This window comes from Pseudomonas sp. GW821-FHT01E10, from assembly GCF_059422365.1.
Genome location: NZ_JBWKWT010000003.1, coordinates 1 through 15,606, shown reverse-complemented (window position 1 = coordinate 15,606; position 15,606 = coordinate 1). Strand labels below are relative to the sequence as shown.

Annotated in this window: 15 protein-coding genes and 1 rRNA gene; 6 read left to right on the top strand and 10 right to left on the bottom strand. The window is 59.4% G+C overall.

Going from position 1 to position 15,606, the window contains the following annotated elements:
• Positions 1-59: 59 nt before the first annotated feature.
• From rng to mreB, 5 genes are all read right to left on the bottom strand, one after another.
• Positions 60-1,517 (bottom strand): ribonuclease G, encoded by a 1,458-nt coding sequence (gene rng / locus AC07V0_RS06540; protein WP_007941226.1) that lies wholly within the window; start codon positions 1,515-1,517, stop codon positions 60-62.
• 57 nt (positions 1,518-1,574) lie between these two features.
• Positions 1,575-2,171 carry a Maf family protein gene (locus AC07V0_RS06535; protein WP_086944701.1) on the bottom strand — a complete coding sequence of 199 codons (597 nt, stop codon included), beginning with the start codon at positions 2,169-2,171 and terminating at the stop codon, positions 1,575-1,577.
• 91 nt (positions 2,172-2,262) lie between these two features.
• Positions 2,263-2,754, bottom strand: a complete 492-nt coding sequence (gene mreD, locus AC07V0_RS06530) for a rod shape-determining protein MreD (protein WP_086944700.1) — start codon at positions 2,752-2,754, stop codon at positions 2,263-2,265.
• Entirely contained in the window at positions 2,754-3,881 is a 1,128-nt protein-coding gene (mreC, locus tag AC07V0_RS06525) for a rod shape-determining protein MreC (RefSeq protein ID WP_081626525.1), read from the bottom strand. The genes mreD and mreC overlap by 1 nt, the downstream gene beginning before the upstream one ends.
• 143 nt (positions 3,882-4,024) lie before the next feature.
• On the bottom strand, positions 4,025-5,062 hold the full coding sequence (gene mreB, locus AC07V0_RS06520; RefSeq protein ID WP_002555108.1) for a rod shape-determining protein MreB: 1,038 nt from the start codon (positions 5,060-5,062) through the stop codon (positions 4,025-4,027).
• Positions 5,063-5,272: 210 nt separating this feature from the next.
• On the opposite strand from mreB, the gene gatC reads away from it, so the two are divergent.
• The 6 genes from gatC (at position 5,273) to AC07V0_RS06490 (ending at position 10,539) form a co-directional block, all read left to right on the top strand.
• Positions 5,273-5,560, top strand: a complete 288-nt coding sequence (gatC, locus tag AC07V0_RS06515; RefSeq protein ID WP_007901429.1) for an Asp-tRNA(Asn)/Glu-tRNA(Gln) amidotransferase subunit GatC — start codon at positions 5,273-5,275, stop codon at positions 5,558-5,560.
• A gap of 16 nt (positions 5,561-5,576) precedes the next feature.
• Positions 5,577-7,028, top strand: coding sequence for an Asp-tRNA(Asn)/Glu-tRNA(Gln) amidotransferase subunit GatA (gene gatA / locus AC07V0_RS06510; RefSeq protein WP_086944699.1), 1,452 nt, complete (start codon positions 5,577-5,579; stop codon positions 7,026-7,028).
• 10 nt (positions 7,029-7,038) lie between these two features.
• Complete coding sequence (gene gatB / locus AC07V0_RS06505; RefSeq protein ID WP_018927219.1) at positions 7,039-8,484, top strand: Asp-tRNA(Asn)/Glu-tRNA(Gln) amidotransferase subunit GatB; 1,446 nt, start codon at positions 7,039-7,041, stop codon at positions 8,482-8,484.
• Positions 8,485-8,675: 191 nt separating this feature from the next.
• Positions 8,676-9,050 carry a septal ring lytic transglycosylase RlpA family protein gene (locus tag AC07V0_RS06500; protein ID WP_064620325.1) on the top strand — a complete coding sequence of 125 codons (375 nt, stop codon included), beginning with the start codon at positions 8,676-8,678 and terminating at the stop codon, positions 9,048-9,050.
• A gap of 50 nt (positions 9,051-9,100) precedes the next feature.
• On the top strand, positions 9,101-10,162 hold the full coding sequence (locus tag AC07V0_RS06495) for a calcium/sodium antiporter (RefSeq protein ID WP_064620328.1): 1,062 nt from the start codon (positions 9,101-9,103) through the stop codon (positions 10,160-10,162).
• Positions 10,159-10,539 carry a carboxymuconolactone decarboxylase family protein gene (locus tag AC07V0_RS06490; protein WP_007941215.1) on the top strand — a complete coding sequence of 127 codons (381 nt, stop codon included), beginning with the start codon at positions 10,159-10,161 and terminating at the stop codon, positions 10,537-10,539. Before AC07V0_RS06495 ends, AC07V0_RS06490 begins: the two co-directional genes overlap by 4 nt.
• A gap of 30 nt (positions 10,540-10,569) precedes the next feature.
• On the opposite strand, the gene AC07V0_RS06485 is transcribed toward AC07V0_RS06490, so the two are convergent.
• The 5 genes from AC07V0_RS06485 to rrf all read right to left on the bottom strand — a co-directional run bounded on the left by AC07V0_RS06485 (position 10,570) and on the right by rrf (position 15,471).
• Positions 10,570-11,511, bottom strand: a complete 942-nt coding sequence (locus tag AC07V0_RS06485; protein WP_018927222.1) for an AEC family transporter — start codon at positions 11,509-11,511, stop codon at positions 10,570-10,572.
• 129 nt (positions 11,512-11,640) lie between these two features.
• Positions 11,641-13,944: a PqiB family protein gene (locus tag AC07V0_RS06480; protein WP_064620337.1), complete on the bottom strand. Its 2,304-nt coding sequence runs from the start codon at positions 13,942-13,944 to the stop codon at positions 11,641-11,643.
• Complete coding sequence (locus tag AC07V0_RS06475) at positions 13,937-14,560, bottom strand: paraquat-inducible protein A (protein ID WP_007941211.1); 624 nt, start codon at positions 14,558-14,560, stop codon at positions 13,937-13,939. The genes AC07V0_RS06480 and AC07V0_RS06475 overlap by 8 nt, the downstream gene beginning before the upstream one ends.
• Positions 14,547-15,206, bottom strand: coding sequence for a paraquat-inducible protein A (locus AC07V0_RS06470; protein WP_064620340.1), 660 nt, complete (start codon positions 15,204-15,206; stop codon positions 14,547-14,549). The genes AC07V0_RS06475 and AC07V0_RS06470 overlap by 14 nt, the downstream gene beginning before the upstream one ends.
• Positions 15,207-15,355: 149 nt before the next feature.
• Positions 15,356-15,471, bottom strand: a 5S ribosomal RNA gene (gene rrf / locus AC07V0_RS06465).
• Positions 15,472-15,606: the final 135 nt, after the last annotated feature.

Sequence of the window (15,606 nt, the reverse complement as noted above, 5' to 3'; positions counted from 1 at the left end):
GGCAAAAATACTGCAAAAAGCTGAGGCCAGCCGTTCTAGTGGAATTGAAATACAACGCTTCAGAGCAGCACCACGTCGTATTGTTCCTGGGAATACATGGTTTCTACCTGAAACCGAATGGTGCGCCCGATAAACCCTTCGAGCTCAGCGACATTGCCCGACTCTTCATCGAGCAAGCGGTCGACCACTTTCTGGTTCGCCAGCACGCGATAGCCTTCGGCCTGATAGGCACGGGCCTCACGCAGGATTTCGCGGAAGATCTCGTAGCAGACGGTTTCCGGGGTCTTGAGCTTGCCGCGCCCCTGGCAGCTGCTGCACGGTTCGCACAGCACTTGCTCGAGACTTTCGCGGGTGCGCTTGCGGGTCATCTGCACCAGGCCCAGCTCGGTGATGCCGATGATGTTGGTCTTGGCGTGATCGCGCTCCAGTTGCTTCTCGAGGGTGCGCAGTACCTGACGCTGATGCTCTTCATCTTCCATGTCGATGAAGTCGATGATGATGATCCCGCCCAGGTTGCGCAGACGCAGTTGACGGGCAATGGCGGTGGCGGCTTCGAGGTTGGTCTTGAAGATGGTTTCTTCGAGATTGCGATGACCGACGAAGGCTCCGGTGTTGACGTCGATGGTGCTCATGGCTTCCGCCGGGTCGACCACCAGATAGCCGCCGGACTTGAGCGGCACTTTGCGCTCCAGGGCTTTCTGGATTTCGTCTTCGACGCCATACAGGTCGAAAATCGGCCGCTCGCCCGGATAATGCTCCAGACGGTCAGCGATTTCCGGCATCAGTTCGGCGACGAACTGTGTGGTTTTCTGGAAGGTTTCCCGGGAGTCGATGCGGATCTTTTCGATCTTCGGGCTCACCAGGTCGCGCAAGGTGCGCAACGCCAGGCCGAGGTCTTCGTAGATCACACTCGGTGCGCTGATGGTTTTGATCTGGGCGTTGATCTGGTCCCAAAGCCTGCGCAGGTAGCGGATATCCATGAGGATTTCATCGGCTCCGGCCCCTTCGGCAGCGGTACGCAGAATGAAACCGCCGGCTTCCTTGATACCTTCTTTCTCCACGCAGTCGGTGACCACTTGCTTGAGGCGTTCGCGCTCGGCTTCGTCTTCGATCTTCAGGGAAATACCGACGTGGGCAGTGCGCGGCATGTACACCAGATAGCGCGACGGGATCGACAGTTGCGTGGTCAGGCGTGCGCCTTTGGAGCCGATCGGGTCCTTGGTGACTTGCACCACCAGGCTTTGGCCTTCGTGAACCAGCGAGCTGATGCTCTCCACCGCCGGGCCTTCGCGCAGGGAAATTTCCGAGGCGTGAATGAATGCGGCGCGGTCTAGCCCGATATCGACGAAGGCGGCCTGCATGCCCGGCAATACCCGAACGACCTTGCCTTTGTAGATGTTGCCGACGATCCCGCGTTTTTGCGTGCGTTCGACATGGACCTCTTGCAGAACACCGTTTTCGACCACCGCCACGCGTGATTCCATCGGCGTGATGTTGATCAGGATCTCTTCACTCATGGCAGGGTCTCGTTCTGGCATGTTCACGATAATGGCCGCATCTTGTCAGTACGACGCTCAGTGCGCGTTAAGGGTTTGCCAACAGGGTATGCCGAAATGGCCGAGCAGTTCTGCGGTTTCGCACAGCGGCAAACCGACCACCGCCGAGTAGCTGCCATTGAGCCCGGTAACGAACACCGCGCCCAGCCCTTGAATCCCGTAGCCGCCCGCCTTGTCCCGGGGTTCGCCGCTGGCCCAATAGGCCGCCGCTTCAACGCGGCCGATGGTGCGAAAACGCACCAGACTGCGCACCACCAGAGACTCGCAACGTTCACCATCGTGCACCGCAATCGCCGTCAGCACTTCATGCTCACACCCGGACAACAGCATAAGCATGGCGCACGCTTCGGCTTCATCCACCGGTTTGCCGAGAATTTTCCCGTCCAGCACCACGGCAGTGTCGGCGCCCAGCACGCAGAAATCCGCGTCGGACACGATCGCCCCGCGCCCGACCTCGGCCTTGCCGCGCGCCAGACGCTCGACATAGGCCGATGGGGATTCTTCAGGGAAAGGGGTTTCGTCGATGTCCGCGCTGATGGTGGTGAACGGCACGCCGATCTGAGCGAGCAGTTCACGCCGACGCGGCGAGCCTGAGGCGAGGTACAGCTGTTTCATCAAGACATCTCCCTGTCTAGTGCCCTGTCTCACGAATACTGTTCCTTTTTGGCGAGACAGGGCACCGGGTGCGAGCACATGCCTGACCGAATTAATTGATTTTGTAGCGTCGACGCAAACCGCGCAAACCGAAGCTGATCCAAGGCCAGAGCAACGCACTGACCAGCGCTGGCAACACCAGCGCCAGGGTCGGCTGACGATTACCGGTCAGGGCGCTCAGCCACAACTGAACCAGTTGGGCGAGGCCGAAGATCACCAGGATCACCAGGCTCTGCTGCCACATCGGGAACATGCGCAGGCGCTGTTGCAGCGACAGCACCAGGAATGTAATGAGCGTGAGGATCAATGCGTTCTGGCCCAGCAACGTGCCATACAGCACGTCTTCGGCCAACCCCAGGCACCAGGCCGTCACCATGCCGACTTTCTGCGGCATGGCCAACGCCCAGAAGGCCAACAGCAAGGCCAGCCACAAAGGACGCAGGATTTCCATGAATTGCGGCAGCGGTGAAACGCTGAGCAACATGCCGATGGCGAACGTCAGCCAGACCATCCAGCCGTTTCGGGAGGAAGTTGCACCGCCCATTATTCTGTTCCCCCAGTAGTGGCCGGCGCGGCGACAGGCGGTTTGGCAGCAGGCTTCACGGCCGCGGGTTTGGGTTTGGCGGCCGTCGCCGTCGCGGGTGGCTTGGCGGCAGCAGGATGGGACGCGGCAGGTTTGACTGGGGTCGCGGCGGCAGGTGCGGCAGGTGCGGCAGCCGGAGTTGCAGCGGCAGCCGGTACCACCGACGCGGCCGGTTTCGGCACGGTTGCAGGAATGATCGGCCCGCCACCTTGCCGGTCCAGAGCCTCTTGAGCTTGGGCGGCTTCGTTGGCGCGCTCCTCGGCTGTGCGACCATCACTGAACACCAACAGCAAATAACGACTGCGGTTCAGCGCGGCAGTCGGCACCGCACGCACAATGGCAAACGGTTGACCGGAATCGTGGATCACTTCCTTGACCGTCGCTACCGGGTAACCCGCCGGGAAACGCTGACCGAGGCCGGAGCTGACCAGCAGATCGCCTTCCTTAATATCGGCGGTATCGGCCACATGACGCAGCTCAAGGCGTTCCGGGTTGCCGGTGCCGCTGGCAATCGCACGCAGACCGTTACGGTTCACCTGCACCGGAATGCTGTGGGTGGTGTCGGTCAGCAACAGTACCCGAGAGGTGTACGGCATCAACTCGACCACCTGCCCCATCAGGCCACGGGCATCGAGCACCGGCTGACCGAGGATCACACCGTCGCGCTCACCTTTATTGATGATGATGCGATGGGTAAAGGGGTTGGGGTCCATGCCGATCAACTCGGCCACTTCGACCTTCTCGTTGACCAGCGCGGAAGAGTTGAGCAACTCGCGCAGCCGAACGTTCTGCTCGGTGAGGGCGGCAAGCTTTTGCATGCGGCCCTGCAACAGCAGGTTTTCGGTTTTGAGTTTTTCGTTTTCGGCGACCAGTTCGGTCCGGCTGCCGAATTGGCTGGCCACACCTTGCCATAGCCGCTGTGGCAGGTCGGTGATCCAGTAAGACTGCATCAGCACCAGCGACATTTGGCTACGCACTGGCTTGAGCAGTGTGAAGCGGGCATCGACCACCATCAGCGCGACCGATAGCACGACCAGCACCAACAAGCGCACGCCCAGTGAGGGGCCTTTGGTGAAAAGCGGTTTAATAAGCCGCTCCTCCCAGGCAAATGTTCTCTTTATTCATACGGCATCAAACCGGCCTGGATGCAGACTGACAGAAGATAAACGCCAACAGGCAGCACTGCAAAGTGCTGCCTGCGGGCTCACCAGCATAGATGCATCGGGCGAGATCACTCGCTCGACAGCAGGTCCATGGTGTGTTTATCCATCATTTCCAATGCACGGCCACCGCCGCGAGCAACGCAGGTCAGCGGGTCTTCGGCGACGATCACCGGCAGACCGGTTTCCTGGGCCAGCAACTTGTCGAGGTCGCGCAGCAAAGCGCCACCACCGGTCAGTACCAGACCACGCTCGGCGATATCGGAAGCCAGTTCCGGAGGCGATTGCTCCAGCGCACTTTTCACTGCCTGAACGATAGTGGCCAGCGACTCTTGCAGAGCTTCCAGCACTTCGTTGGAGTTCAGGGTGAATGCGCGTGGAACGCCTTCGGCCAGGTTACGGCCACGAACGTCGACTTCACGAACTTCGCCGCCCGGGTAGGCCGTACCGATTTCCTGCTTGATGCGCTCGGCGGTGGATTCGCCGATCAGGCTGCCGTAGTTGCGACGCACGTAGGTGATGATCGCTTCGTCGAAGCGGTCGCCGCCAACCCGTACGGATTCGGCATAGACCACACCGTTGAGGGAGATCAGCGCGATTTCAGTGGTACCGCCACCGATATCGACAACCATCGAACCGCGAGCTTCTTCAACCGGCAGGCCGGCACCGATCGCAGCAGCCATTGGCTCTTCAATCAGGAACACTTCACGGGCGCCGGCACCGAGGGCCGACTCACGGATGGCACGACGCTCAACCTGGGTGGATTTGCATGGAACGCAGATCAGCACACGAGGGCTAGGCTGCAAAAAGCTGTTTTCGTGAACCTTGTTGATAAAGTACTGCAGCATTTTTTCGCAAACGCTGAAGTCGGCGATCACGCCGTCCTTCATCGGACGAATGGCTGCAATATTGCCCGGCGTACGACCGAGCATGCGCTTGGCCTCGGTGCCGACAGCAACGACACTTTTCTGGTTACCGTGTGTCCGAATAGCCACAACCGATGGCTCATTCAGGACGATACCGCGCTCGCGCACGTAAATAAGGGTGTTGGCAGTGCCCAGGTCAATGGAAAGATCGCTGGAAAACATGCCACGCAGTTTCTTGAACATGGGAAAGGGACCCTAGGCAACGCGTGGGTAAAAAAGTGCGGCAAACTCTAACAACGACAGGGATTTTGGGCAAGGCGCCAATATGTTAAATTGGCTGCTTTTCTGTGCACCAAGCACCACAATCGCGGCCTTGAGACCGTAGATATGCGGTAGTGTTCCGACAATCTAACACACGGACGCGGTCCGTTTTGTTTTCCACTGGAGATTCCCATGGCGCTTGAACGCTCCGACGTGGAAAAAATCGCTCATCTGGCCTGCCTTGGCCTCAATGATGCCGATCTTCCACACATCACTTCGGCCCTGAACAGCATTCTCGGGCTGGTCGACGAAATGCAAGCGGTCAATACCGACGGTATCGAGCCGCTGGCCCACCCACTGGAAGCCAGCCAGCGCCTGCGTGCAGACGTCGTGACCGAGACCAATCATCGCGAGGCCTATCAGTCCATCGCACCAGCGGTCGAAAACGGCCTGTACCTGGTTCCGAAAGTCATCGACTAAAGGGAAAGAGCCTGCAATGCATCAATTGACTCTGGCCGAGATCGCCCGCGGACTCGCCGATAAAAAGTTTTCCTCCGAAGAGCTGACCAAAGTCCTGCTGGCGCGCATCGCCCAGCTCGACCCGCAGCTCAACAGTTTCATCAGCCTCACCGAAGACCTGGCACTGCAGCAGGCGAAAGCCGCTGACGCACGTCGGGCCAACGGTGAGAGCGGCGCCCTGCTCGGCGCGCCGATCGCCCACAAAGACCTGTTCTGCACCCAGGGCATCCGCACCAGCTGCGGCTCGAAGATGCTCGACAACTTCAAGGCGCCGTACGACGCCACCGTGGTCGCCAAACTGGCCGCTGCCGGGGCCGTGACTCTGGGCAAGACCAACATGGACGAATTCGCCATGGGGTCGGCCAACGAGTCGAGCTACTACGGCGCGGTGAAAAACCCGTGGAACCTGGAATATGTTCCGGGCGGTTCGTCCGGCGGTTCCGCGGCGGCGGTGGCCGCTCGTCTGTTGCCGGCGGCAACGGGCACCGACACCGGCGGCTCCATTCGTCAGCCCGCTGCGCTGACCAACCTAACCGGCCTGAAACCGACGTACGGTCGTGTTTCGCGCTGGGGCATGATCGCCTACGCATCCAGCCTCGATCAGGGCGGCCCGCTGGCCCGTACCGCCGAAGACTGCGCGATCCTGCTGCAAGGCATGGCCGGTTTCGACCCGCAGGACTCCACCAGCATCGACGAGCCCGTGCCTGATTACAGCGCCGGCCTCAACGGTTCGCTGCAAGGCCTGCGCATCGGCGTGCCGAAGGAATACTTCAGCGCCGGCCTGGACCCGCGCATCGCCGACCTGGTCATGGCCAGCGTCGAAGAGCTGAAAAAGCTCGGCGCCGTGATCAAGGAAATCAGCCTGCCGAACATGCAGCACGCGATTCCCGCGTACTACGTGATCGCCCCGGCGGAAGCGTCTTCCAACCTGTCGCGTTTCGACGGCGTGCGTTTCGGCTATCGCTGCGAAGACCCGAAAAACCTGGAAGACCTGTACAAGCGTTCCCGTGGCGAAGGTTTCGGCCCGGAAGTGCAGCGCCGGATCATGGTCGGTGCCTATGCGCTGTCGGCCGGTTACTACGACGCCTACTACCTGAAGGCGCAGAAGATCCGTCGTCTGATCAAGAACGACTTCATGGCCGCCTTCAATGAGGTCGACATCATCCTCGGCCCAACCACGCCGAACCCGGCCTGGAAGCTCGGCGCCAAGAACAACGACCCGGTCGCCGCGTATCTGGAAGACGTCTACACCATCACCGCCAACCTCGCCGGTCTGCCGGGCTTGTCCATGCCTGCAGGTTTTGTCGATGGCCTGCCGGTCGGCGTGCAACTGCTCGCCCCGTATTTCCAGGAAGGTCGCCTGTTGAACGTTGCCCATCAGTATCAGCAAAACACTGACTGGCACACCCGCACCCCAACCGGCTTCTGAGGAGAAACACATGCAATGGGAAGTCGTGATCGGGCTGGAGATTCATACCCAGCTCACCACCCGGTCGAAAATCTTTTCCGGTAGTTCCACCACCTTCGGTTCCGAGCCGAACACCCAGGCCAGCCTGGTTGACCTCGGCATGCCCGGCGTATTGCCGGTGCTGAACCAGGAAGCAGTGCGCATGGCGGTGATGTTCGGCCTGGCCATCGATGCCGAGATCGGTCAGCACAACGTGTTCGCCCGCAAAAACTACTTCTACCCGGACCTGCCCAAGGGCTACCAGATCAGCCAGATGGAATTGCCGATCGTCGGCAAGGGCCACCTGGACATCGCCCTCGAAGACGGCACGGTCAAACGCGTCGGCATCACTCGCGCGCACCTGGAAGAAGACGCCGGTAAAAGCCTGCACGAAGAATTCAGCGGCGCCACTGGCATCGACCTGAACCGTGCTGGCACGCCGCTGCTGGAAATCGTTTCCGAACCAGACATGCGCAGCGCCAAGGAAGCCGTAGCTTACGTCAAGGCGATCCACGCGCTGGTACGCTACCTGGGCATCTGCGACGGCAACATGGCCGAAGGCTCGCTGCGTTGCGACTGCAACGTGTCGATCCGTCCGAAAGGCCAGGCCGAGTTCGGTACTCGCTGCGAGATCAAGAACGTTAACTCGTTCCGTTTCATCGAGAAGGCAATCAACAGCGAAGTACAGCGCCAGATCGAGCTGATCGAAGACGGCGGCAAGGTGATCCAGCAGACTCGCCTGTACGATCCGAACAAGGACGAAACCCGTCCAATGCGCAGCAAAGAGGAAGCCAACGACTACCGTTACTTCCCCGACCCTGACCTGCTGCCGGTGGTCATCGAGGACTCGTTCCTCAACGAGGTGCGCGCCACCCTGCCGGAACTGCCGCCGCAGAAACGCGAGCGTTTCCAGCAGCAGTTCGGTTTGTCGGTGTATGACGCCAGCGTCCTGGCTACCAGCCGCGAACAAGCCGATTACTTCGAGAAAGTCGTGAGCATCAGTGGCGACGCCAAACTGGCGGCCAACTGGGTCATGGTTGAACTGGGCAGCCTGCTGAACAAGCAAGGCCTGGACATCGACCAGTCGCCGGTTTCGGCCGAGCAACTGGGCGGCATGCTGTTGCGCATCAAGGACAACACTATCTCCGGCAAGATCGCCAAAGTGGTGTTTGAAGCCATGGCCAACGGCGAAGGCAGCGCGGACGAAATCATCGACAAACGCGGCCTCAAGCAAGTGACCGACACCGGCGCGATCTCGGCGGTACTGGACGAAATGCTCGCGGCCAACGCTGAACAGGTCGAACAATACCGCGCGGCAGACGAAGCCAAACGCGGCAAGATGTTCGGCTTCTTCGTCGGCCAGGCCATGAAAGCCTCCAAAGGCAAGGCCAACCCGCAACAGGTCAACGAACTGCTTAAAAGCAAGCTCGAAGGCTGATGAGAATGGAGCCAACTTTCAATATTGGCTCCATTCCTTGTGGCGAGGGAGCTTGCTCCCGCTGGTCTGCGAAGCAGGCCCAAATCGGCAACCGCACTCTTTCAGCGAGAATGCATCAGCCGATTTTGCGACCGTTTCTTGGTCGAGCGGGAGCAAGCGCCCTCGCCACATTTATTTTGGGAGCCGTCCAAATGAAACGTCTGCTCAGCGCTTGCGCCTTACTCTCTCTGCTGGCCGGTTGTGCCAGTACCGACACCATCGATCCACACGGCTACGACAAGACCGGCACGGCTTCGTATTACGGTGCCAAGCACCATGGCAAAAACACCGCCAGCGGTGAGCGTTTCAACCAGCATGGCCTGACCGCTGCCCATCGCCAGTTGCCATTCGGCACCCGGGTGAAGATTACCAACCTGAATAACGACAGATCCTGCGTGGTACGCATCAACGACCGTGGACCGTATTCTCGCGGGCGCCTGATCGACGTGTCCCGTGAAGCGGCCGAACAGTTGGGCATGCTGCGCAGTGGCACCGCGAAGGTTCGCGTGCAAGCCCTCGACGACTGATAGATGGAGCGCTGACTATTTTCGGACTGGCCGATTTACCCCTGATCAGCGTGATTGAATTGCTCTGCGGTCTGTTTTTATTGATCGCCGGCGCCGAACTGATGGTGCGCGCCGCGGTACGCCTGGCCGCGCGCCTGCATGTGCGGCCGCTGATCATCGGCCTGACCATCGTGGCCCTCGGCAGCAGCGCACCGCAGATGGCGGTCAGCTTGCAAGCCACCCTGGCGCAAAACGCCGACATCGCCGTCGGTAGCGTGATCGGCAGCAGCATCTTCAACATCCTCGTCACCCTCGGGCTCTCGGCGCTGATTACTCCATTGCGGGTTTCGCGACAATTGGTGCGTCTGGATATTCCACTGATGATCGGCGCCAGCCTGCTGGTGTTCGTACTGGCGTGGAACAAAGAACTGAATCGGGTCGACGGCATGATGCTGCTGGCCGCGCTGGCGCTGTACCTGGGCTTGCTGCTGCGCCAGTCGCGGCACTCGACCCGTCCGCCATCAGGGGCTCATGAAGCGTCGCAGGCACCGTGGTTCAGCAGCCTGCTGATGATTGTCGCCGGGCTGGCGATGCTGGTGTTCGCCGGGCACTTGTTGCTCGGCGCCGCGGTGGCGGTCGCGACCGACCTGGGGTTGTCGGAGCGGATCATCGGCCTGACCATCGTCGCCGTCAGCACCTCCCTGCCGGAACTGGCCACTTCGTTGATCGCCGCGCTGCGCGGTCAGCGGGACATCGCGGTGGGCAACGTGATCGGCAGCAACCTGTTCAACCTCTTGGGCGTGCTCGGGCTGACCGCATTGATCGCGCCATCACCACTGTCGGTCTCGCCCAACGCGCTGGATTTCGATTTGCCGGTGATGCTTGGAGTCGCGCTGCTGTGCCTGCCTGTGTTCTATTCCGGCTACCGGGTGACCCGCGCCGAAGGCCTGCTGTTTTTGGGCTTGTACCTGGCCTATGGGCTGCACGTGGTGTCGTTCACCGCGGGCATGCCACTGGCCGGCAAGCTTGAACACCTGATGCTGTTTTTCGTCCTGCCAGCGCTGGTGGCGTTTTTGCTGTTCACCTCGCTTCGCGCCTGGCGTCGCCAACACCACAAGAGGGAAATGCCATGAGCACTGATAAGAAGCCTGGGGTTGAAATCCGCCGCCAAGTGATGGGCGACGCGTTCGTCGACCGCGCCCTGGGCAACGCCACCGAATTCACCCAGCCGCTGCAGGACTTCGTCAATGAGCACGCCTGGGGCGGCGTGTGGAACCGTGAAGGTTTGCCGCTGAAAACCCGCAGCCTGATCACTCTCGCTGCGCTGACCGCGTTGAAGTGCCCGCAAGAACTGAAAGGCCATGTGCGCGGTGCGTTGAACAACGGTTGCACGGTGGAAGAGATTCGCGAAGCGCTGCTGCATTGCGCGGTGTATGCCGGTGTGCCGGCGGCGATCGATGCATTTCGGGCGGCGCAGGAAGTGATCGACACCTATCAGAAGCCGGAGTAGGCGACCTGAAGAACACCGCAAATCCCGAGGTTAGATCCACCCACCCCACTGCAACAGAAAGATCCCGATGTTGGTGGTGACCGCCGCCATCAGTGTAGTAATCACGATGATCGCCGCCGCCAGTTCATGATTGCCATTGGCCTGCCGGGCCATGACGAAACTGGCCGCGGCGGTCGGGCTGCCGAAGTACAGAAACAGAATCCCCAACTCCGCCCCACGAAAGCCCCAGAGCCAGGCGCCGAGTGTCGCCAGCACCGGCAGGCCGATCATCTTCACCAGACTTGAACTCAGCGCCATCGTGCCGCTTTTACGCATTGCCGCCAGCGACAACGTGCCACCGATGCAGATCAATGCCAATGGCAAGGTGGTTTGCGCCAAATATTGACCGGACCTCTCCAGCCATCCCGGCAAGCCGATCTGGAACCAGGCAAATGGTGCGGCCGCAATCACACTGATGACCAGCGGATTGGCCATCACACTTTTGCAGATACTCCACGGATCAGACTTGATCACCGGGCTATAGACCGCCAGCACAATGGTTGAGAGCGTGTTGTAAAACAGGATCACCAGCGCCGCGAGAATCGCCCCAAGGGAAATGCCATAGTCGCCGTACATGCTCGCCGCCAGGGCCAGGCCGATTACCCCGTTATTGCCGCGAAACGCGCCTTGGGTGTAAATGCCCCGATCTTCCCGCGGGCATTTCCAGATCGCCCAACCCCAGGCAATTGCAAAGCACATCAGGGTCGCGACCGAGAAGTAGATCAGCAGCGCCGGTTGCAACGCAGCGTGCAGGTCGGCATGCAAGATGCCCAGAAACAGCAACGCCGGCATGGTGACATTGAACACCAGGGCCGACGCAGTATGGATGAAGTTGTCGTTGATCCAGTCGATGCGCTTGAGCAGCACACCCAGAAACAGCATGGCAAACACCGGCGCAGTGATGTTCAGGGTTTCGAGGAAAATAGCCAGCATGCCGGGGGAACCTTGGGTGGGCGTCGTTAGGGGGCTAATGATAAGCCACCGGAGACGTCGGCGTCAGGTAGACCGTCTTCGCAGGCTTGCCCGCGAAGACGTCCTGATAAACGCCAAATTAACCTCAGGTTACTTACCGATAGAAATCTTCGGCGCCCAAGTCAGCCATTCATCTTCAAACTTGTCGAACAGCGGAAACGTTTGCTCGGGCCGCGCCGGGACACCCATGCGGTCGCCATCCGGTGTGGCAAAGGCGATACCGCCCTGGATCAGCGTCTCCAGCGATTCGGTGCGTATGGTTGCGCCTTTGAACAAGCCGTAGTCAAAACCAAAACCACTGGTGTTCCAGAACCGCGTGCCACTGCGCACCAATGGCGCGTACTTCGGCTCGATCAGGATGTGTACCAACACTCGATCCGCCGTCTGGCCCAGCTCATAGCCAGTCACCTTGCCCACCGTGATTTCGCGATAGGTGACGGGCACACCGGTCTTCAGCGAGCCTCGACGAGCAGCACTCAATACCAGGCTCAAACCGGCCTCTTCCTTGGCGGTTTCCGGAGGATTGGTCAGCGCTACGAAGTCCTTTTGCGGACCGAGATTCTTCGGCGCCGGTTGCACTTCGATGTACTGCCCGGTCACCAGAGTCTCAAGGTTGGACGTCTTGATCAGACCTAATTCAGGTTTGACCACCCAGAACTGACTGCCCACTCGAGCGATACGCTCCGGCACTTCCGTGATTCGCGCAGTCAGCAGCACCGATTGCAGGTCGTCGCTGAGGTCGACGTCTTCGACCTTGCCGACGTCGAGGCCTTTGAACCGGATCGGCGTGCCCGTGCGCAGACCATCGGCGCGATCGACCTTGATGGTCACCACGGCGCCTTTCTGGTTTGCCTCTTCATGACTGGCGAACAGACGGAAACGTGGAATGCGCTTCTGCAACGGCGCTTTGGCTTCCGGGGTTTCGAAAGCAATGCCGCCGGCCATCAGGCTTTGCAAAGACTCACTTTTGACCTGGATGCCGCCGGTCAGTCCACCCGTCAGCGTAATACCGCTGGCATTCCAGAAGCGCGTCGAGGCGTTGACCAGCCCCTCGTATTCCTTCTCGATGTGCACACCGATCATCAGCTGTTTTTTAGTGCGAGAGAACTGATAGCTCTGCACCGAACCCACCTTGACCTGCTTGTAGAGAATCGGACTGCCGACTTCCAGTGAGCCGAGGTTTTCGGTGAACAGCACCAGATGCAGGCCCGGCGAACGCAGATCCAGCGGCGGAGCCTTGGCCCGTGCTTCGAACTCGCGCTGCGGTGCGCCACCCTTGTCGCCAGGGCGTACGGCGATGTAGTTACCTTTGACCAATGCTTCCAGACCGGTGATACCGGCAAGCGAAATTGATGGTTTGACCACCCAGAACTGTGTGCCGGTGACCAGGTAATCCTCAGCCAATGGGTCGAGCGTCAGCTCGGCGGTTGCACTGGAGAGGTCCGGGTCAATCTTGAGCGCTTTCAGATTGCCGACCTGAATGCCTTTGTACATCACCGGTGTACGACCGGCCTGCAGGCCTTCGAAATCGCTGAGTTTGACCTTGACCCGAATACCGGCGGCGGCTGCATCGAAGTCTTCGTAGAGACGGAACGGCAGGCTTGGATCGGTGGGCGGGCTGTCCTTGCGGTTTTCCGGTGTAGCAAACGCAATACCACCAGCGACGATGCTGGCGAGGGACTCGCTACGCACTTTCACACCGGACAGGTTGGCATCGATGCTGATACCGCTGGCATTCCAGAAACGCGTGTGTTTGCGTACCAGGCTGGCATAGGTCGGTTCGATGAAGACTTTGAGTTCAACGGTGTTCTGGTCCGCGGACAGCAAATAGCTTTTGATCTGACCGACCTGGATCTGCTTGTAGAACACCGGGCTGCCGCGATTCAGCGAACCGAGACGATCAGCCTTGATGGTCAGGTGCAGACCAGGCTTGGCGTCCGACAGCGGCGGCTCTTCGGCCAGGGCCTTGAACTTGCGGGTCGGTTCGCCCTCTCCCGGACTGACAGCCACATAGTTACCCGAGACCAGCGTCTCCAGGCCCGTGATACCGGCCAGGGTTACGCTCGGCTTGACCAGCCAGAAACGCGTGCTGGTTCTGAGGTATTGCTCCACGTCCTTATTCATCTCGATGGTGGCGATCACGCCTTTGGAGCTGCCTTCGTCATCGAGTGTGAGGGCTTTCACCTTACCGACCGACATACCTTTGTAAACGACTTCGGTCTTGTTGGCCTGAATACCTTCGCCGCTTTCGAAGCGCACATGGATCTCAATGCCTGTCTCGCTATAGGCACGCCAGGCGAGCCAACCGCCAATGAGCAAGGCGATCAGGGGCAATACCCAAATGGCAGACCAGTTAGAGGCCGGTCGGGTTTTCGCTGTAGGCAAATCAGTCATGGTCGTCGTCCGACTCCGTGTTATCCCAAATCAGTCGGGGATCGAAAGTTACTGCGGCAAGCATCGTCAGAATCACCACACTGGCGAAGGCGATGGCGCCAAGATTGGCTTCGACGCTGGCTAGCCGTCCGAAATTCACAACCGCCACCAGGATGGCGATCACAAAAATATCGAGCATCGACCAGCGGCCGATGAACTCGATAAAGCGGTACATCCATATACGTTGGCGTGCGGAGAGTGGCTGGCGGCGCTGCACCGAAAACAGCAGCAACCCGATGCCCACCAGTTTGAACGTAGGAACCAGAATACTGGCGATAAAAACCACAGCCGCGATTGGAATCATGCCGTGCTGAACCAGTTGGATCACGCCGGACATGATGGTGCTCGGATCACCCTGCCCCAGGGAACTGACGGTCATGATCGGCAGCACATTGGCCGGGATGTAAATGATCGCAGCGGTGACCAGCAGCGCCCAGGTACGCATCAGGCTGTTCGGTCGGCGCGCATGAACCAACGCACCACAGCGGGTGCAGACCTGCTCGTCGGTGCCAGCTTCCTGCTTGTTCAACTCGTGGCATTCGGCACAAATCAGAATGCCCGCATCAATCGCCCGCATGGGCATCTTCTCCTGATAATGCCTGCCAGATCTGGTGCGGCGACATCACCACTTCCAGCCAGACCTGGACCAACAACAAACTGATGAAGCACGCCAAACCGGGACCTACGGTAATCGCCGCCATATCGGCCAATTTGACGATCGCGACCAGCACGCCCATGAGGTAAACCTCAAGCATCCCCCAATCCCGAAGATGGTGATAAATGCGGTAGAGCAGCAAACCGTAGCTGCGTCCGATATTGAATCGGATACTCAGCAGCACCACCAATTGGCAGAGCAGCTTGAGCAGCGGAATCCCCATGCTGCAGAGGAATACGACTGCTGCTACGCCCTGCATACCGGTATCGAACAAACCGAGAACACCGCTCCAGACAGTGTCATTCGATGACTGCCCGAGTAGATGGAGCTGCATGATGGGTAAAAAGTTCGCGGGGATATACAACAACAGTGCGGCAATGACCAAGGCGAGACTGCGCTGCACGACATTGTGCCGATGGGCATACAGCTCATAACCGCAGCGTGGACAAATGGCCTTCTCACCATGGGCGAGTTCAGGCTTGCGCATCAGCAAGTCGCACTCATGACACGCCACCAAACCGTCCAGTGGTAAATCTGACAGCCCAGGGGCGTCAACCGGATCTGGCATAAAGGCTCTGGCTCCAAAAATGTTGGACCTATTCTAGTGTCCTGACTCGAAAATAACTGTGCATTTTTGTGTTGCCAGAGAAGTAGACTTTTTCTGCGAGCAAAACAAAACCCCTACCTGCATACGCAGATAGGGGTTTCGGAATTTAATCTTGACGATGACCTACTCTCACATGGGGAAACCCCACACTACCATCGGCGATGCATCGTTTCACTTCTGAGTTCGGGATGGGATCAGGTGGTTCCAATGCTCTATGGTCGTCAAGAAATTCGGGTACCGAACCGTCTTTCGACGCTTCAGCAAATTGGGTATGCGATAGTTTGTGCGGTTTTTGTGAATGCTTGCGAACTTTCGGTTCATTGCGTCTTCACACACCGCAATCTGGTGTCCTTTCGGATCA